12 protein-coding genes are annotated in these 20372 nt (G+C 49.1%); 3 read left to right on the forward strand and 9 right to left on the reverse strand.

Features of this window, described 5'->3' with window-relative positions; genetic code table 11:
• Positions 1–108 precede the first annotated feature (108 nt).
• On the forward strand, positions 109–6519 hold the full coding sequence (locus M0L20_RS08965; RefSeq protein WP_248476563.1) for an alpha-2-macroglobulin family protein: 6411 nt from the start codon (positions 109–111) through the stop codon (positions 6517–6519).
• Between the two features lie 76 nt (positions 6520–6595).
• On the opposite strand, the gene M0L20_RS08970 is transcribed toward M0L20_RS08965, so the two are convergent.
• The 9 genes from M0L20_RS08970 to recF all read right to left on the reverse strand — a co-directional run bounded on the left by M0L20_RS08970 (position 6596) and on the right by recF (position 18022).
• Entirely contained in the window at positions 6596–6913 is a 318-nt protein-coding gene (locus M0L20_RS08970; protein WP_232560468.1) for a hypothetical protein, read from the reverse strand.
• Positions 6914–7018: 105 nt separating this feature from the next.
• A complete protein-coding gene (locus tag M0L20_RS08975; protein ID WP_248476564.1) occupies positions 7019–7459 on the reverse strand; it encodes a hypothetical protein in 441 nt (146 codons plus the stop codon).
• A 147-nt stretch (positions 7460–7606) separates the two neighbouring features.
• Complete coding sequence (locus tag M0L20_RS08980) at positions 7607–8476, reverse strand: dienelactone hydrolase family protein (protein WP_248476565.1); 870 nt, start codon at positions 8474–8476, stop codon at positions 7607–7609.
• A 131-nt stretch (positions 8477–8607) separates the two neighbouring features.
• Positions 8608–9903 carry a metallophosphoesterase gene (locus M0L20_RS08985; RefSeq protein ID WP_248476566.1) on the reverse strand — a complete coding sequence of 432 codons (1296 nt, stop codon included), beginning with the start codon at positions 9901–9903 and terminating at the stop codon, positions 8608–8610.
• 120 nt (positions 9904–10023) lie between these two features.
• The gene (locus M0L20_RS08990) at positions 10024–13458 is read right to left on the reverse strand and encodes an efflux RND transporter permease subunit (RefSeq protein ID WP_248476567.1); all 3435 of its coding nucleotides are present in this window, start codon (positions 13456–13458) and stop codon (positions 10024–10026) included.
• A gap of 89 nt (positions 13459–13547) precedes the next feature.
• Positions 13548–14678 carry an efflux RND transporter periplasmic adaptor subunit gene (locus M0L20_RS08995; RefSeq protein WP_248476568.1) on the reverse strand — a complete coding sequence of 377 codons (1131 nt, stop codon included), beginning with the start codon at positions 14676–14678 and terminating at the stop codon, positions 13548–13550.
• Between the two features lie 48 nt (positions 14679–14726).
• Entirely contained in the window at positions 14727–16112 is a 1386-nt protein-coding gene (locus M0L20_RS09000) for a TolC family protein (protein WP_248476569.1), read from the reverse strand.
• The gene (locus tag M0L20_RS09005; protein ID WP_248476570.1) at positions 16054–16713 is read right to left on the reverse strand and encodes a TetR/AcrR family transcriptional regulator; all 660 of its coding nucleotides are present in this window, start codon (positions 16711–16713) and stop codon (positions 16054–16056) included. Before M0L20_RS09005 ends, M0L20_RS09000 begins: the two co-directional genes overlap by 59 nt.
• A gap of 208 nt (positions 16714–16921) precedes the next feature.
• The gene (gene recF, locus M0L20_RS09010; protein ID WP_248476571.1) at positions 16922–18022 is read right to left on the reverse strand and encodes a DNA replication/repair protein RecF; all 1101 of its coding nucleotides are present in this window, start codon (positions 18020–18022) and stop codon (positions 16922–16924) included.
• Between the two features lie 175 nt (positions 18023–18197).
• Between recF and pdhA the strand changes: the two genes are divergently transcribed.
• Positions 18198–19256 carry a pyruvate dehydrogenase (acetyl-transferring) E1 component subunit alpha gene (gene pdhA / locus M0L20_RS09015; RefSeq protein WP_232560477.1) on the forward strand — a complete coding sequence of 353 codons (1059 nt, stop codon included), beginning with the start codon at positions 18198–18200 and terminating at the stop codon, positions 19254–19256.
• Between the two features lie 160 nt (positions 19257–19416).
• Entirely contained in the window at positions 19417–20355 is a 939-nt protein-coding gene (locus tag M0L20_RS09020; protein WP_248476572.1) for a ring-cleaving dioxygenase, read from the forward strand.
• The last annotated feature ends 17 nt before the right edge of the window (positions 20356–20372 follow it).

The raw sequence follows: 20372 nt of genomic DNA on the forward strand, positions 1-20372 counted from the left end.
AAAAACAGCTATTAAACCATTTGACTTAAATCAGAATCATAGTTACAAATGTTGTGGAAAGACAACCGGATTTTCATCAATCCCAACGACCCACTTACGCTGTAAACTATGAATCCCATTCTGACATTGTTTTTTGTCTTCATTGCTCTGGCTGCTTCCGCCCAGAAGAATTCAAACACTCCTGCTAACCCTCCAGACTACGCCCGCGACTGGAAACGGGCTGATTCACTGGCGGCTAAAGGGTTACCCAAATCAGCACTCAGCATTGCGAACCGAATCTATAAGGAGGCTAAAACTACGCGTAACTATCCGCAGCTAGCCAAAGCCGCTATGCACCGGATGATCTTTCGCAGCTATTCGGATGAAGACGCTTATGTCGAACTCGTTCAATCCATCGAGGCTGACATTCGTGATACACCCGAGCCGTCGAAGTCGGTATTGGAATCAGTATTAGCCGATGTTTACTGGCAATATTTCCAGCAAAACCGTTATAAATTTTATACCCGGACTCCGATTGGTCAGCCTACGAGCAAGCGGGGTAAACAAGGTTCGGTATCAGCAACGACAACAAAAACCACCGACACTACCGCTGATTTCAGGATCTGGGATGCGCAGCGGCTCGTCGGTGCTGTAACCCAGTCGTATCTAGCTTCAGTGCAGCAAAAAACCCTCTTGCAAAAGACGCCGATAGCGGCTTTCGATGCCCTGTTGGAAAAAGGAGATGCTGATACGCGTCCGCTTCGGCCAACCCTATACGACCTGCTGGCGCACCGGGCCATTTCTTTTTTTGAGAATACAGAGCCTGATCTGCTGAAGCCGATTTTCAAATTCGAGTTGAATCAGCCTGACTACTTCGCCAGTGCCGATGCGTTCGCGAAGCTGACTATTCAAAGTCGTGACTCATTATCGGGCCGTTATCAAGCCCTGCGTTTGTACCAGCACTTATTGGCGTTCCACCTAACAGACGCAAACCCAATCGCGCTGGCCGATGCTGACGCCTTGCGGTTGGCCTTCGTCTATCAGCATAGCGTTGTACCCAATAAAGATTCGCTGTACCGCCAAACGCTCGATCAACAAATCGTTCGTTACAAGAATCAACCAGCAGAGGCCATCTACGGCTACCAGCTCGCACAATTTTTAGTAAACCAGGGACAATCGGTCCGTCCGTTAGACGATACTGATTCCGCCGGCGACTCAACTAACGAAAGCCCTTACCGTTGGAACAAAAAACAAGCCGCGGATATCTGCCGGGACCTCATCAAGCGCTTTCCAGCAACGACTTCTAGTCAGCAGGCAAGCGTACTACTAAACCGGCTTTTACAGTCTTCTTTTTCACTACAGGTAGAACAGGTAAACGCACCCGAGCAAGCTTTCCGAGCCCTTGTGAGCTACCAAAGCGCTTCTAAAATCACCTATCGGATTGTGCGGCTGAGCGTTACAGAACTCGAAACAAGTCGTATCAATATGGGTGAAGACAGCCAGCAAAAGAAATACACTGCCTGGTTAAAACGTCCTATTGTTGCTGAGAAATCCGTGATGCTACCCGACGACGGCGATCTGAACCAACATACCGTTGAAATTCCATTGGCGGGCTTACCAACCGGCCAATACGCGGTACTAGCGACCTCCGCTGATAAGTTCAGCGAGAAAACAGAATCGGTTCAGTACACCGTTTTTTCCGTTTCCAAACTCAGCTACTTGCTACAACCCATATACAGCGGAGGCTCTCGTCAGCAAGTCATAGTCACCAATCGACTGACGGGTGCGCCATTGCCGAACGTAGCCGTTACCGTAGTGGAAATCGAAAGACAGAAGGCTACCGGTAGCCTACAATCCCGCCGAACGGATGCAAATGGAATCGCTTCATTCGACAAAGCAGAAATGCCCGTTCAGAACGCTTTCGCTTATCAGCTTACAGACGGATCGGACACGCTGTTTTCGGATCGCCAGTACCATAATCGGTTTACGAACGAGCAAGCTCCAGCCCAATCGCAAACGTACACGAAGTTGTTTACCGACCGGGCTATTTATCGGCCAGGGCAGCTGATTTACGTGAAAGGACTGGTCTACGAAGGCAAACCAAACCAATACGGAGTTATTTCAAACCGGGAGGTTGCCATTGAGCTCATCGATCAAAATGGCGAACGAGTTTCGAAACAAACGCTGAAAACAAACGAGTTTGGTACGTTTGCGGGTAGCTTCACGGCCCCCGTGGGTAAACTGTCCGGTCAGATGTCGATTCAGACTGCTTTTGGCTCGGCTAGTATTCGTGTTGAGGAATATAAGCGGCCCACGTTCGAGGTTAAGATCGATCCAGTTAAGCAATCCTTCAAACTAGGCCAGACCGTCACGCTGACGGCGGACGCAAAAACATTTTCCGGAGCGGTCGTTGATGGCGCTGCCGTTCGCTATCGGGTTGTGCGGAAACTACAGCAACGTTGGCTGTGGTACGCCCGAATTGGTGGTCCACGCAATGAGAACCAAACTGAGATTGCCAACGGTACTGCTCAAACCGACGCAAACGGCAACGTAGCAATCACGTTCGACGCTACTCCCGACCGTGAAAAGTCCCGTCAGGATAATCCGGTTTTCGAGTTCGACGTTACCATCGATGTTACGGACCGGGCGGGCGAGACGCGCAGCGCAACGCAAACGCTTCGCATCGGCTATACCGCTTTGCAAGCCGAATTGACGGTTCCGGAACAGGTAGAAAAAGACAAGCCAGTGACGGTTCCCGTTAAAATCACCAACCAAGCCGGGCAAACTGTATCCGCGAAGGGCCAGCTGACGATTTACAAACTACAGTCGCCAACGAAGTTTCTCCGCAACCGGCTTTGGAATCGTCCGGATCGGCAGTTGTTGAGCCGAGCCGAGTTTGAACGGTTGTTTCCCAATGACCTGTATAGTAACGAAAATGATCCACGCTCCTGGAAAAAGGGGCCCGCTGTGCAACAACAGGCAATCACGACACCAACGGATTCACTCGTCAAACTCAGTCTGGCTAATTTTACTGCCGGGGAGTATGTAGCCGAACTGACCGTTACTGATTCGGCTGGCGAGGCCACAAAAGATCGATCCTTCTTCACCGTTATCGATGAAAAAAATCCGGTTGCCTCCGTACGACCAGAGGGCTGGTTGCAGGTGCGGAAAGCGACGGCGATACCGGGCGAAGAAGCTGTTTTCTGGGTGGGCACAGACCAAAGCTGGGTACGCATGATCGTCGAGCAGGACCATGCTGTCGTCCGGGAAGAATGGATTAAAACAGAGGGAGGCCCCCGACGGGTTGCTTTACCCGTAACGGAACAACAGCGCGGTGGATTTGCCGTACACTTCACCATGATACAAAACGGTCGGCTGTACCAGAAGTCGCAGGTAATTGCGGTTCCGTTTACCAACAAGCAGTTGACAATCGAAACACAAACGTTTCGTAACAAACTCAAACCCGGCCAACAGGAGGAATGGACGCTAAAAATTAACGGACTTGACAACGTACCTGCCGAACTGGTAGCTACGCTATACGACGCATCCCTGGATGCATTTGCCCCGCTGGAATGGCCAACGTCGTTTTATCAACCTTACTTTCCTGTGTTTTACGGCTGGCAATCGGGTGCGTTTAGCATTCAGTACAGTAACGGCCTGCGCTATCCTTCTCGTCTATTGGTGGATGACGTTATCAGGCATTACGATCAGCTAAGCTGGCTGGGTTACCAGTTCTCACCCAGCGGCAATCGTCCGTTCGTGCGTGTAACACCCGCTGAGTCAGAAATTATTCGAGCAACGGTTCGTCGAGTGGGTAAAGTCGTTAGTGGTACCGTAAAATTCAAAACGGGATCGGGCGTTCCGGGTGTCAACGTGTTGATAAAAGGGACAACTACCGGAGCCGTTACGGACGAAAAAGGCCAGTTCTCTATTTCAACCGATTCAGCCAGCCAAGACGTGACGCTGGTGTTTTCCACGGTTGGTTATGTAACGAACGAAGTAATCCTCAAGCAAAAAGCGGTATCATTCCAGATGAAGCCCGACGCGCGTTCACTAAATGAAGTGGCGGTAGTTGGTTACGGAAGAACACTAGCTAGAAAGGGAATGGTCGCTGGCGCACCGACAGAAGCTATGTTTGATGCTGCTGCGCCTGCATCCGCTGAACTCAAACGCAGCGATTTTTCTCAGAGCGCGGTCAGCGAGCCCACTACGAAGGCAGAGCCCGTCAACCCCCGCCGAAATTTCAACGAAACGGCTTTCTTTATTCCACAAGTAAAGACTGATGAACAGGGAAAGGTTGTGCTGAAGTTTACGATGCCCGAAGCGCTCACGCGTTGGCGTTTGCTGGCGTTTGCGCACACGAAAGACTTAAAAACGGGTACGTTAGAGCGGGAAATCATTACTCAAAAGGAATTGATGATTACGGCCAATGCACCCCGGTTTTTCCGGGAAGGTGATACCATCCGCGTAACGGCTCGTATCAATAACCTGACCGATAAGCCGATGTCGGTACTAGCAAGTCTTAACTTGTCCGACGCGTTAACGGGTGAGCCCATCACTCAGCAACTTATGCGTACCAGCCCACAAACATCGGTTAGCGTGGCGGCTGGTCAGGGGCAAGCGGTTGGCTGGACGCTTGTTGTTCCAAAGGGTCTGGAAACGGTAACCTGTCGCTTAACGGCTCAATCCGGTTCGTTTACCGATGGCGAAGAGTTTACGGTTCCTGTATTGCCCAACCGGATGCTTGTCACGGACACACAACCGTTCTGGGTGAATGGGTCGGAGACGAAGGAGTTTAAGCTTAAAGCGTTGACTAACCTCAATCCGGAGTTACCCGTTCAGCACGAGCGACTAACCGTAGAGGTTACCAGCAACCCAAGCTGGTATGCCCTACAAGCGTTACCTTATTTAATGGAATACAGCTACGAATGTGCCGAACAGTTGTTCAGTCGGTTGTACGCCAATAGTCTTGCGGTTCACATCGTCAACAGCAAGCCATCATTCAAGCAGGTCATAGCCGAGTGGCAGAAAAATCCGCCCAAAAATCCTTTACAGGCGAACGAAGAAATGCGGTCCATTGCGCTGGAGAACTCACCCTGGCTAGCCGACGCACGATCGGAAGCGGCTCGGCAGGCGCAACTAGGCCAACTCTTCGACCAAAACCGAATGACAACCGATCAGGAACAGACGCTCGAAAAGCTCCGTCAGTTGCAGACAAGTGAAGGCGGTTTCCGGTGGTTTGGCGGTATGGAACCCAGTCTGTCGATGACGCTGCATGTATTAGGTGGCTTTGGTCATTTGCAAAGATTAGGCGTTCGTTTTCCAGAAGCGCTCCAATCCGAGCTAAACGAGATGCAAATCAATGCAATCCGCTACGTCGATGTCGAGATGAAACGCTTGGTAGAGGAACAGAAGAAAACGAAAGCTAACCTGTCCTGGGACTTTTCAGCCGCTCAGTACCTCTACGCACGAAGCTTCTATATGGACAAGCCAGTAGACAAGGCCTTGCTGACTTATCTAAAACAGCGGGTAGCCGATAACTGGCTCAAACAAAGTCTGCAAGGACAGGCACTTTCCACCATGGCTTTGCATCGGTTTAGTGACACTCAAACGGCGGATAACATTCTGCGTTCGCTGCTCGAACGGACGCGCCATTCAGACGAACTCGGTACTTACTGGCCTGACAATAAAAGTGGTATGTTCTGGTACCAGACACCAATCGAAACGCAGGCGTACTTGATTGAGGCTTTTGACGAGATCAAGCAGGATCGTACCCTTGTGGATACCATGAAACGCTGGCTCCTGCGACAAAAGCAGACCCAGTCGTGGTCATCAACAAAAGCAACGACGGAAGCCGTCTACGCCTTGTTGCTGCGCGGCACCGACTGGCTCGATACAAAGCCCGGTACCCAGGTTAGTTTAGGTGGTCAGCCCATTGAAAATCGGGTTACTAAAACAGAAGCGATTACGGGTTATCAGAAAGTGACCTACGCTGCCGCTGAAATAAAACCCGAAATGGGCGTTATCCAGATCACAAAAAAAGCTGCCGGTCCAGCCTGGGGAGCTTTGTACTGGCAGCACTTCGAACCACTCGACCGGGTTATGCCGGGTAGTGCGGGGCTATCGGTTCAGAAAACGTTGTACGTACAGCATGATTCGCCAACGGGTCCAATCATCGACCCCGTGACACCCCAAACGTCGCTTAAGCCGGGCGATCTGATCAAGGTTCGACTGATTTTAAAAACGGACCGGGCAATGGAATACGTTCATTTGAAAGATGGTCGTGCCTCAGGTTTCGAACCGACTGCGGCTTTGTCAGGCTACAAGTACCAGAATGGATTGGGTTACTACGAATCGCCCCGTGATGCTAGTACCGACTTCTTTCTGAGCTATGTCCCGGTAGGAACTCACGTATTCGAATATGATTTGCGGGTAGCCCAAACCGGTGATTTCTCGGCAGGTGTAGCTACTGTTCAATGCTTCTACGCGCCTGAGTTTTCGGCCCACTCAGCGGGCGAGCGGGTTAAAGTGAAACCGTAGTAAACCATCGTGTTTTCATCAAACAAAAAAGCATGGCCTCTCACAAGGCCATGCTTTTTTGTTTAGTATGCTATTCTTATCTGGGTCCTCGACTACGTCCACCACCGCGATAACCACCATTATTAAAGCCACTACGCGCATTTGGACTATTATAACGGGGGGATGAATAGTAACGAGGAGACGAGTAACGCGGGCGAACGACAACCGGCGGTCTTGTGACCACTACAGGCGGACGGTAATAACCGTAGGGTCGGTAACCGTAGCCGTACCCATAGTTATAGTAAGGGCGAGGAGCATACCCCGGACCTGTGCTTACATAAGAAGGACCACAACTTGCCATCAGAACGACCAACAAACCAGCCGTCAGTAAAGGCATTCGTTTTATCGTTTTCATGATTTCTGTTTACTGTTTTGTTATTGAACCATCTGTTTATCATTTGGTTCGAAAAGCTTTATTGACAAAGAACCTTTCGAAACCATCGTCGGGTTACGCATCCACCTACCAACGACGCCAGCCGTGCCCAACCCATCCTCCGCGAGATCGATACCCATAACTAGGGTAGGGACGAACAATAACAGGCGCAGGTGACACCAAAACCGGTGGCGGAACGACGATAACACGTGGAGGCACCACCACTACCGGAGGCTGTACAACAACGGGTGGATAAGGCCGCCCATATTGGTCATAGCGACTATAAGGACTGGGAGCAGGACAATTTGGATCATAGCCATTCCTGTTCGGGTATGTTTGTCCATAGCCATTCGGATAATTTTGGTTAGGGTAATTTTGGCTATTAGGATACCCGTTTGGATAATTTTGGTCGTAACCGTTGTTCGGGTAGCTTCGATCATAACCAGGACCGTACCCTTGCCCAAAACTGACAGTAGCCATGCTTAACAAAAGCCCAGCTACTCCTGCAATCAACCTTGTTGTTTTCATCGCTATGGTAGGTTTTACCCAATTTACTCATTAGACTAAATTCACCTGCCAGCGTTTAATTGAAAACGGCTGGCATTCGGTTAAAGTATAATTAAAAAGCCTGACCGCATAGTTACGGTCAGGCTTTTTAGTGATCAGAAATACAACTTAGGCTTTCAATTTATTTTTCAGATAGCCCAGCGCCAGCTTGTACGCATCAGCGGCTGCTTCTTTGTTGTAAACTGGATTGCTTGGGTTGGCAAAACCGTGACCAGCATCGTACATTTTTACGGTTACTTTTTCACCCGCCTTCTCCATGTTTTTCTCGAATTCTTTTACCGATTCGGGCGAAATCCCTTTGTCCTGACTACCGAAAATACCCAATACATCAGTATCGAGCGTTTTTAGTTTGTCAACATCCTGCTCCGGACGACCGTAATACATCACGCATCCTTTAGCCCGATTGCCTTCCAGCATGGCCGATTGCAACGACAGCATACCCCCAAAGCACCAGCCGACGCTAGCGAACTCAGCTTTTGGACCTGCGTAGGCAATGGCGCCTTTCATAATGCTGCTAAGCCGGTCCTTGCTGGCTGCCTGCATCAGCTTTCCGGCTTCGGCGGGTTCGGTAGCCACTTTACCGTCATACATATCGACCGCCAGTACGTTCACGTCTTTGAGATCGTTGTAAAACGTTTCTGACTGCTGCTTAATATTGTCGTTCAGGCCCCACCACTCCTGATAAACCAGGAGCCATTTGTTGGAAGGCTTTTTTGATTTTAGCAGAAACCCATTAGCCGACTGACCGTCGGGTGTTGAGAATTTAATCATCTCGCCTGCACCCGTATACGTAAAGGGTAGGGGCGCTTCGTGCAACCGCTGGAAAGCTGGATCGGCAGCCATCGCCGACATATCATTCCCACTAGTGTGGCAGACAGGAATCGTTGCGGCTTCCTGCTTAGCCAATGGGAGCCCCGGAATAAACCAGGAATAGATCGACATAAAAAAGGAAAGTCCAGTAATGAAAACGATTTTCATGTGTTTGGTGATTGGTTATTGAAATTGTCGAGATAACGGAATGAGTAAGTGATTGGTTAGCACCCGATACACAAAAGGAGCAGATTGAGCGCTTAATGCGGCCAATTTACTCCTTTTGATTGTTTGATTGATTAAGCTTTGATTAACTCGAAGATCGTAATCTCGGGCAAAATACCTACCCGGCCTGGATAGCCGATGTATCCATACCCTCTGTTGACGTATAAGCGCTGGTCACCTTCCTGATAGAGTCCTGCCCATTGCTTGTAGAAATACTGCGCCGGACTCCAACGGACATCTCCCAGGTCAACGCCGAACTGCGCGCCATGCGTGTGACCGCTGAATTGAACGTCGATATCCGGATATTTAGGGCGCACCTCCGCATCCCAGTGGGTTGGATCGTGCGACAAAAGTAATTTGACCGGGTAATCTTCTACACCGCTATACGCTTTAGCGAGGTTACCAGCCCGCAGTGCCGCAGGACCAAAACCAAGGTTCTGAACACCAATCAATGCGATTTTATCGCCATTCTGTTCGAGAATCTTGTTCTCGTCCATCATAATATTCCAGCCCATCTGTTTGTGAGCAGCTACGACATTCAGCACGTTCTGTCGCTCCGCCTGTGCGCTCGGCCAGGCTACATATTTCCCGTAGTCGTGATTACCAAGCGTCGAATAAACGCCTAATGGTGCTTTGACCTTATCGAAAATATTGATGAACTCGTTTACTTCTTCGGCTCGGCTATTGACCAGATCACCGGTAAAAAAGACAAGATCCGGTTTCTGTTTCAGAAGCAAATCAACTCCTCCGCGCACTGCGGTCCGGTTAAAGAAACTTCCGGTGTGAATGTCCGAAATTTGAGCGATGGTCATACCGTTGAAACCCGAGGGTAGGTTTTTCATCGGTAATTTGATCCGGCGGACGCGGTAATCGTGAGCGCCCGACAAGATTCCCCACGTAAAGCCAACCAAGGGGACTGCTCCAACAACCAAGGCCGTTTTCATCAGGAAGTCAGACCGGGAAATCGCGTCGGAGGGCGTTGTTCCATTCGGTGCAATGGTTTCGCGCGTGTTTTCGACCACTGCTTCCCGAACTTCGGGTTTGTAAAAAAAGGAAACAACCCAGCGGAAAAGCCGGCCAAGATCATCGATAAAAAGGATGAGAACGGCGAAGATCTTCGAGAAGTACGGAATGGCAATACTTGCCCACAAAAACGTCCGTGTATTTTTTCCAATCGAATCGGGTGGCATGTACTGCAACACGACGTATAGCAGCAGCGAAAGCACGGTGAAGCCCCAGAAAATGATTGTGATAATTCGCTGGGTGCTTTCAGAAGCCGAACGGCTCAGCGTTTTAATGGCCTGCCATACGTACCAGTCGATCAACAGCATGAACGCTGGCAGGGCAAACAAGAAGGCAGCACGATTCATAAGATTGCTAATGGATATAGGTCAACTTGGTTGACGAGATAATAGTTTAAAAAAGAAACCAGCAACGAACACGCTTTGGCTTTGGTGTTCATTACTGGTTTGTTTCATAGAATCGAAAAGTTAGGCTAATTCCTCTTCCAACTGTGCTTTACGTTCCAGAGCAGGGTCTTTTTTGCCGAAGTACTTCATCCGGACGCGCTCATTGATCCAGTATAAACACGGTACAATCACGAGCGTAAGTACCGTTGAGAATGTTAGACCGTAAATAATCGTCCAGGCCAGAATATTCCAGAATACAGAGCTGTCGCCACCGATTACCAGATGCGGATTAAAGTCACGAAAAAGCGTCACAAAATCGACCGTCAAGCCGAACGCGAGCGGAATCAGACCAAGTACAGCGGCTGACGCAGTTAACAATACGGGCGTAAGACGAATCCCGCCCGCATCAATGATAGCTTCGCGCAGGGGAACGCCCCGACCGCGCAACTCTTCAATAAATTCGATGAGCAGAATCCCGTTTTTCACCACGATACCCGCCAGCGCGATAATACCAACGCCCGACATGATAACCGAGAAAGACTTACCTGTAATCACAAAGCCCAGCAACACACCAATTAGCGACAGCAGGATGGTTACGAAAATAATCAGCGGCTTGACGACGGAGTTAAACTGGGTTGCGAGAATCAGGTAGATTAGCAGAATAGCGATACCAAAAGCTGAAACCAGGAAGTTCATCGACTCCTGCTGATCTTCCTGTTCACCACCCATCTTAATGGTGTAGCCATTCGGTACTTCCATTTCCTGCACAACATTCTGAATCTGGGCCACGATCTCGTTCGCGTTGTAACCCGGCACTACATCGGAACTCAACGTAACGATCCGCTCCTGGTTTTTGCGGTTGATCTGGCTGAATGTTGTCGAATAGTTGATGTTTGCCACCGACGTGATCGGAACCTGCCGTAACTGTCCACCCGCTGCCATGTCGCGGTATACGATGTTCAAACTCAGGAGCCGGTCAATCTGGCTACGGTCATCCGGTTTCAGGCGAACCATGATTGGGTATTCGTCTTTCGCATCCCGAAACTTCGACACTTCCAGCCCGAATAACGCCGTACGAATCGCCAAAGCGACCTGACCCGACGAAATACCTTCCCGTTCGGCTTTGTCGCGATTGATATCGACGACAATTTCGGGCTTGTTCGTGATCAGATCCGATTTTAACTGATCAATTCCTTTGATACCCGCCTGACTGATTTTCTGCCGAACTTTCGTTTCCAGCGTTCTCAGTTCGTTGAAATCGTCACCGGCTATTTCGATAGCGATTGGCTTACCCGTTGGTGGTCCGTTGGCTTCGCGTTCTACCGAAATCTCCGTACCAGGAATGCCGTTCATCGCTACCCGGACTTTAGCCAACAGTGAATCCGTCGAAATGCCTTCTCGCTCTTCGTTACCTTTGAACGCAATGGTCACCTTCGATTTTTGTGGCGTAGCGGCCCGGTCGGGGTTTTGCGGATCACCCGCGTTTTTACCGACGTTGGAAATTACCGAGTTGACAATATCCGTCGCGTGGTTCTGGTCGAGGACTTTAAACACCCGTTTCTCGATTACTTTCGTTACCGAATCCGTTACGCGAGCGTCGGTACCTACCGGCATTACGTTATAGACGTAGATATAGTCCGGCTCTCCGCTAGGAAAGAAAATAACTTTGGGCTGCGCAATACCGGTGATAAAGAAAGTAGCAATCAGTAAACCGAAGGCCGCGAGTACCGCAAACACAGGCCGCCAACCCGTCAATACCCACGAAATAAGTCGGCGATAACCGTTTTTCAACGCGGGCAACAGCCGCTCCTGAAACGGTACGATCAGTCTTGGCGTCAGGACATAGTGGTTGAAGACGTACAGGATGATCAACAGAACGAACAAATTGCCGATACCCCGGTCTATGACGTAGCCGATACCGGCTAGTACGGTCATAATGATCAGTGGACGCTTAATTTCCGCAAAACTCTGCTTGTCTTCGTGGTTATCATCTTCGTGCCGTTTCATAAACGTGACGGCAAAAACGGGGTTGATCACATACGCCACGAACAACGATGCAAACAACGTCAGGATCAGCGTCAGGGGCAGAAACTTCATAAACTCACCGACAATGCCCGGCCAGAACAACAGCGGAAAGAAAGGCGCAATGGTCGTCAGCGTTCCCGAAAATACGGGCACAAACACTTCGCCCGCTGCCGCTTTCACCGCCTGTTTGATATCCCAGTCTTTATTGTCGTTAAACAACCGGTGCGAGTTTTCGATAACTACAATAGCGTCATCAACCACAAGCCCCAGACCAAGCAGGAAGGCAAACAGTACAATTGTGTTGAGCGTAAACGCCGTCCCGACTACAGGTCCAATTACCGGCATCAAGACGAAAGCGACCAGCGCCGACAAGGGTACCGATAGACCGACGAATATGGCGTCGCGTACACCCATGAAAAACATCAGGACAAGAACAACGAAGATAAATCCCAGGACAACCGTATTGATCAGGTCATTTACGTTTTCGCGGGTTGGCTCCGACTGATCGGCGGTGATTTTCACGTCCAGTCCCTGCGGAAAGCGGGTTTCTTTATATTCCTCAATCGTTTTCTCGATGTTATCGGCGGCAGAAATCAGGTTAGCACCCGCCCGTTTGATCACGTTCAGGGTAACAACCGATTTGTTGTTCAACCGGGCGAAATCCTGCTGCTCCTCAAAATTGTCCGTTACTTCGGCAATATCGCCGAGCCGAACGGTAGCACCCGTTGCCGTTCTGATTTGCAGATTCTGAAGTTGTGTTACGTCCGTAAATTCGCCCTTCACGCGGACCGTCCGACGAACGCCGTCAACGTTCAGATCGCCACCCGATACGTTAATATTTTCGCCCTGAACCGCCTGTTGAATATCCGAAAAAGCGAGTCCCGCCGATTGCATCCGGGGTAGATCGACGTTAATCTGAATTTCCCGTTCGAGCGCCCCAACGATATCGACACGACGAATTTCGGGCATCCCTTCGATTACATCCTGCAAATCTTCGGCGTATTCTTTCAGTTGCTTGAGCGAGAAGTTACCGGCCATGTTGATGTTCATAATCGGAAACTCCGAGAAGTTCACATCCTGCGCCGTTGGGCCTGCATCCAGTTTTTGGGGCAAATCCGGCTTTGCTTTGTCGATCGCATCCCGAACCCGCTGCAAGGCTTCTGCCGTCTGAACATCGGGATTGAACTCAACCAAGATAACCGATACGTCCTGCAAGGCATTCGACTTAATCCGCTTTACGCCCGAAATCGACTTGAGCTGCTTCTCGATCTGTTTATTGATCGTGTTCTCAATATCAGCAGGAGCCGTTCCAACGTACACCGTATTGATGTACACCTGCGGAATCTTGATATCCGGGAACTGCTCCTTGGGTAAGTTATTGTAAACGAACAGCCCACCCAGCGTAATCAGGATCGTGAAGATGTAAATCGCCGTCCGGTTCTCAACGCACCAGTTGGTGAATCCTAAAGTTTTATACTGTTCAAATTTCATGGGAAAATGAGTTTTCAGTTTTCAGTCTATCGCTCTCAGCCGAAGTACCGCATGGTCCGGCAGCCGAAAACAGTAAATTGAACGCTCACTTAAAAATTGATTGGTTGTCCATCAACTAAATCCTGGTAACCGACCGTAACGAGCTGATCACCGGCCTTGAGCCCCTCCGTAACCGCGATTTTACCACCGTACGATTCACCGGTTTTCACCGTCCGTGCTTTCGCTACTTTTTTACCACCTTCGTTCACGGCTACGTAAACCAACTGACCATTTTCCGTGCTCTGAATCAGATTTTGATTGATTACAATGGCATTGCCAACCGTTTTATCATTGATTTTCACCTGAGCCAGCATGTTCGGTTTCAGGCTATTGTCCGATGGGAGAGGGGCTTCGATGGTAAACGTCCGGCTCAACGGATCTACGGTAGTCGAAACGAAGCTAACGCGTGAGTTCAATTCCCGATTCAAATCCGGAAACCGGATCATAACGTCATCCCCTTTACGAACACTCCCTGAATACGTATCCGCTACTTTGGCAACAACTTTCAATTGCGACAGATTAACAACCCGAACCAGTCCGACGCCCGGCATAGCCGATTGGCCGATCTTTACGTTGACCTGATCAACAACGCCCGAAATGGGAGAGGTAACCGAGGATTGGCTCAATTGCGCATTAAGCGTCGAGAGACGACGTTCGAGCGTCTCTTTGTTGTTTTTAGCCTGTAAGTATTGAATCTCGGTACCGATCTGCTGTTTCCAGAGCGCAGCCTGTTTTTCGTACACAGTGCTGGCCAGCGATAACTGCGTTTTTACTTCGGCAATTGATTCGCGTAGAAGCTGGTCATCTACTTTAGCAATGACTGAACCAGCGCGCACATTATCGCCTTCTTTGACATACACCGCCGTAACGACTCCGCTCGATTTTGGCGAAACCTGTACGTTGTTTTTCGCGTCGATTGTGCCTTGTAGCTCAACAAAATGACGGAATGTCGTCGCGGTGACGGGCGCTACCGTCACATCTTTAACCCGCGTAACCTCTTCGTTTTTCGGCTCAAGTTTAGCCAGATCGCCTTCCAGCGTTTTGATCTTCGCGGTCAGCTCCGACTCCTGCTTTTTCAGTTCGGTAAGTTCGTCGCGCTTACTTTGTACATCCGATTTTTTTTCCTGCGAACAAGCCGCCAACAGGCTCGTTGTTAAGGCAATTGCGTAATATACTTTCATCGTAGATATTCTTTTGATAGCGTGTTATTGGGAGAGTGGGTGTAAAAATTACTGTTGTCCAGTGTATAGTTTACCGCTGGCTTTATCTGCGTCTACCTTGGTTTGCAGGAAGTTGTAGAGCGACACGAAATAGTTGTTCTGTGCCTGCCGGAACGAATTCTCGGCATCCAAAACTTCAATATTAGAGCCGACGCCTTCCTGATATTTGATCTTGGCTACCCGCGCTACTTCCTTAGCCAGATCAACATTCCGTTGTTGGGTTCTTAAGGTTTGTAGGCTGTTTCGGAGCGTAACCGACGCCTGCCGGTTTTCCAGATCAATTGAGTTTTTCAGCAGGATGCTACTATTCTGTGCTTTCTGCAAGGCAAACCGTTTCTGCTGCGCCTGATACTTTTTCTGAAATCCATCGAAAACGGGCACAGAAAGATTAAGACCAACCGTTGCCAGATTAAACCAAGGCGAGGTAAACAGATGCTGTAACTGATTACGACCCGTATTGTAGCCGTAGTTGGCAAATGCCGACAGGTTTGGGTAATAGCGCTTGGCAACACTCTGGATGTCGAGATCGGCCAGTTGAATCTGCGACTGCAACGTCGAAAACTCAATCCGTTGATTATAATCAAACTGTTCCGTCGCGGGTTGCGCTGTTGTCCGTTCTACCTCTTCCAAGTTAATTTCCTGAATTTGCTCGGTCAAGGCGATGTTATCGTTGATACCAAGGCCCATCTGAAACTTTAGCAGGTAGTAGCTCAGCTCCGTCAGGTTCTGGACGTTCTGTCGTTCCGCTTTCAGGTTATTCACCTGAACTTCAAGCCGACTCACGTCAATTTTTTCGGCAAAACCCTGCTTGTTCAACCCAACCGTATTTTGGTAGAGTGTATCGACTCTGCCAATGTTCAGATCCAGCAGCTTCAATTGCTGTTCGTTTACGAGCACGCTGTAATAAGCTTTAGCAACTTGTTCTGCAACGCTTATTTTAGAGGCCATCACGTTCTTTTGTGCTAGTTGCCGATAGGTATCAGCCGCACGCAGGCCCAACCGGTACGATGCATCAAACAGAAGCTGATTGAGAGTGCCCGTAAGGCTTCCCGAATAATTGACACCAAATTGTACCGGAACGGCAGGTGCCTCTGGTGAAGCGTTTTGATCGAAAAAGATAGCGGGCAAAAAGACGCGCTGGATAATCAAGTTATCCGTCATCTGACCGGCAATATTGACCTGAGGTAACGCGGTACCCTTTACTTCCCGGATGCGTGCTTCGGCGCTCAGAGCGTCCAGTGCCGAGTTCTTGATGTTTATGTTATGATCGACGGCAAACCGAATGGCTTCATTCAGCGAAAATCCCTGTCGATCCTGAGCTACCAATGTACTCGAACTACTCAGCAGACTGAGCAGCCAGATCAGTATCGTCCGCCTGGTATTCGTTGTTATCATACTTATGGTGGTTAACGTAGTGGTTGTAATTGATAAATCCTTTTTCGGTTAGCATACCGCGCACAAAATGGTGCGTTAGTTCATGCTGTATTTCCAGCATACTGTACTGATCCGTTGGAAAGATGTCGCTGTTGAAGGCAAGTTCAATCTGCTCTACCCGAAGGCGAGCCATAATGACGGGATTGATGTCGGGTCTGTACAATCCCTGCGCAACACCTTTTTGAATATTTTCGAGTATGGATTGAATAATGCGCTGCTCTTTATACTGTCGAAAAAGCGTGAATGCCTGTGGATAATAGCGCTTAATATCGATCAGTAAGTTGGGGCTAACTTTATCGGCCTGCTTCTGCATCACCGTCAGCACGTGCAGAATTTCCTCGACGGGGTTGTCGGTTTGAATGGCCATACATTCCATTTCTGACTGATTTTTAACCATTTTATCAAGCATAACCTGGTATAGAATCTGTTCTTTGTCGGTGAAATGCTGGTAAATGGTCTTTTTAGAAATGCCAAGTTCTTTGGCTATATCTTCCATCGTCACAGAACGTACCCCGTATTTCCAAAACAATCGCTCGGCCTCCGCTTGAATCCGCTCCTTCATTATAAAAATTTGAACTTTTACGGGGTGAACTCTGGAAACTCAAATATAGTTCACAGTTTCCAAATTGGCTTTAGTTAAATGATGAACGGCCTAAACAGGGGAGTGAATTACTAAAAAAGCCCGACGAAATAGGTTTTCGTCGGGCTCGCTTATTAGAAACACTTGTTATTCAACCTTAAATAACGGCGAATACGATAGCGGAAAAGTCCTATTCACCGATCTGAAAAAAGCGCACATCAGCCTTAACGCTTGCTAACAATTCACGTGTACGCTCGGGTCGTGCGTCCGTGATAAACAATTGCCCAAAAGCACCTTCGTCCATCAATTGAATGAGCTTACCAATACGCCGATCATCGAGCTTGTCGAAAATATCATCGAGCAACAGGATGGGTTTGACGCCTTTTTCGGCTTGCAGATTATTGAATTGAGCCAGTTTTAGCGCAATGACGAATGTTTTCTGCTGACCTTGTGAGCCAAACTTTTTCAACGGTACCGACTCGCCGGAGGTGCTACCGATCATAAACGTGTAGTCATCCTTGTGAACGCCCATTGTTGTGCGCTGAAGCACCGTATCCCGACGACGAAAATGACGAAACTCCTTGGCAAAGTCGGGATTGCTTACTTCGGACTCGTAGATGATACTCACCGACTCGCGCTCCTCACTCAGGTACGCATAATGCGACCGAAAACCAGGAAGAAACTCGTCAACAAACTGCTTCCGTCGGTCATGAATCTTTTGACCAAGTTCTAGTAACGGCGCATCGTAAGTATCGAGCATGTCATTATCGACCTGATTTCGTTCGGCAAACAGCTTCAATAAACTATTCCGCTGCTTGAGCACCTGCTGGTACATCAAATAATTACGCAGGTAATCGGCATCGAGCTGCGACAATACCCCGTCGAAGAAATGGCGTCGATCTTCGCTGTGTTCGCGGACCAAATCGGTATCGTTCGGAGCAACCAGCACAACCGGAAAGCGCCCGATATGTTCGCTGATGCGCTCGTAAGGCTTTTTGTCAGCCATCAGCACCTTCCGTTGCCCCCGTTGGAGACTGATGGTGATTTGCACAGCGCGCTCGTGTTCTTCAAAAATCCCGTCGATGATGAAATAGTCAGCGTCGTGCAGAATACTGAAGGCATCCTGATTCTGAAACGCACTTTTGCTCAGGGCCAGAAAATAAACGGCATCCAGAAGGTTGGTTTTGCCGCTGCCATTGGGCCCAACAATCACATTCACCTGCCGTCCAAAGGCATACCGGCCGTCTTCGTAATTTTTAAAATTGGTCAGGCTCAGCTTTTCCAGGTGCATAGGTGTATCGCATAACGCTATATTGCGTAATTTCGCAGCAGTTAATTGCTCATCGTGTTTAACAAACGAAACGAGCAATTGATATTGGCAACAAAGATACGGTCGGTTTGTTAGGTAGATAGGCCTTCTATTGATTGCCAAAAGCGATTGCTGATTTACATTGAACTCATTCCTCATGGCAAGCGTCAAAGAGAAATCCGAGCGGACAGCCGCTACAGAAAACGACAATACTCCGGCAATGGAAAAAACCCAGCACCCTAAAGAGCGGTATATGTACTGGTACGAATCGATGCAATTACAGCGGAAATTCGAAGAGAAAGCCGGTCAGCTCTACGGACAACAGAAAATCCGGGGTTTCTGCCATTTATACATTGGTCAGGAAGCGGGTTCGTCGGGGGCGGTTTCGGCCTTAACAAAAGATGATAAGTGGATTACCGCTTACCGTGATCATGGTTTTCCGCTTGCACTGGGTTCCGACCCAAAGGCGGTGATGGCCGAATTATTCGCCAAACAAACCGGCTCTTCGAAAGGTAAAGGCGGCTCAATGCACATTTTCGACAAGTCGGTCAACTTCATGGGCGGTCACGGTATCGTTGGTGCTCAGATTCCGATGGGTGCTGGTATCGCTTTTGCTGAGAAATACAACAAGACCGGTAACCTGTGCATCTGCTTTATGGGCGATGGTGCCGTACGGCAAGGTGCCTTCCACGAAGCCTTCAACATGGCTATGCTCTGGAAATTACCCGTCATCTTCGTCGTTGAAAACAACGGTTATGCGATGGGAACATCGGTAGCGCGTACTTCGAACGTAACGGAATTGTACACGCTGGCTGAGGCTTACGATATGCCTGCTGAACCCGTAGACGCCATGAGCGTTGAAGCGGTTCACGAAGCGGTTAGCCGTGCTGCTGAACGTGCCCGCGCAAACGAAGGCCCTACCTTCCTGGAGTTCCGTACGTACCGATATCGTGGTCACTCGATGTCCGATCCGCAGAAATACCGTTCTAAGGATGAAGTTGAGCAATATAAGCAACGCGATCCTATCGAGCAGGTAAAAGCACATATTCTGGAGCAGGGCTTAGCCACAGAAGAGGATCTGGCTGCTATTGATAAAAAGATCAAAGGTATCGTAGACGAATCCGTCAAATTTGCGGAAGAATCGCCTTACCCAGCACCCGAAGAAGCGTACAAGGACGTTTACGTACAACAGGACTATCCATTCCTGATGGAGTAATCTCCTGATAGGTAGTACAGTCTTTTCAGAAAGCCCGAGCTAATCAGTTCGGGCTTCTTGTTTTGAACTATTTCTTATTTTTACATGTATATACATTAAATGTAACGACATCATAAAGGATTAAATAAAACAAATTAACCCATTTACCACTTTCAAAGCCATGGAAACGCTCATAAACGGTCTGCACCACGTCACTACCTTAGCTGGCGATACGCAACGCAATGTTGATTATTATACAGATATCTTAGGTCTTCGGCTGGTCAAAAAAACCGTCAACTTCGATGCACCGGATGTTTATCATTTATACTACGGTAATGAAACCGGCTCGCCAGGAACGATTCTTACGTTCTTTCCATACGGTAACTTGCCGCGTGGTCGTAAAGGTGTTGGGCAGTTGACGTATACGGCGTTTTCGGCACCGATAGCGTCGATGAGTTTCTGGATGGACCGGTTGCATGAACGCAACATTCCGTACGCAGGACCTTACAAACGGTATTCTGAAACGTATTTACGCTTTGAGGATTTTGACGGTATGGGCATTGAACTCGTGTTTACAAACGAAGACCAACGCCCAGGCTGGGACAACGGACGAATTTCGTCTGAATTCGCTATCCGAGGTTTCCATACGGTTACCTTGAATGAGTCGAACCCAGATCGTACGATTGAACTGCTGACCCAGCATATGCAACATACACTGGTAAGCGAGGAGGATGGACGGTTCCGGTTCAAAGCGGGCAATGGCGGTCCGGGTAATTACGTAGACGTGCTGCATTCGCCTAAAGACGTGCGGTCGTTGCAGGGTGCAGGGTCTGTACACCACGTAGCCTTCTCGACAGATTCGGACGAAACGCAGGCGATTATTCAGGATAAATTGCTGACGGCCGGTTACCACGTCACTCCCGTTCAGGATCGTAACTATTTCAACAGTATCTACTTCCGTGAACCCGGCGGTATTCTTTTCGAAGTTGCTACGAACCCACCAGGATTTGCCGTTGATGAACCGGTTGCGGAGTTAGGAACTGCGCTGAAATTGCCCCCCCAGTACGAAGCTCGTCGGGCTGCTCTGGAAGCGGAATTACCAACGATCGTTTTAAAATAAAGCTATAAACGTCGCTA

This window comes from Spirosoma liriopis, from assembly GCF_023196085.1.
GTDB classification, from domain to species: domain Bacteria; phylum Bacteroidota; class Bacteroidia; order Cytophagales; family Spirosomataceae; genus Spirosoma; species Spirosoma oryzicola.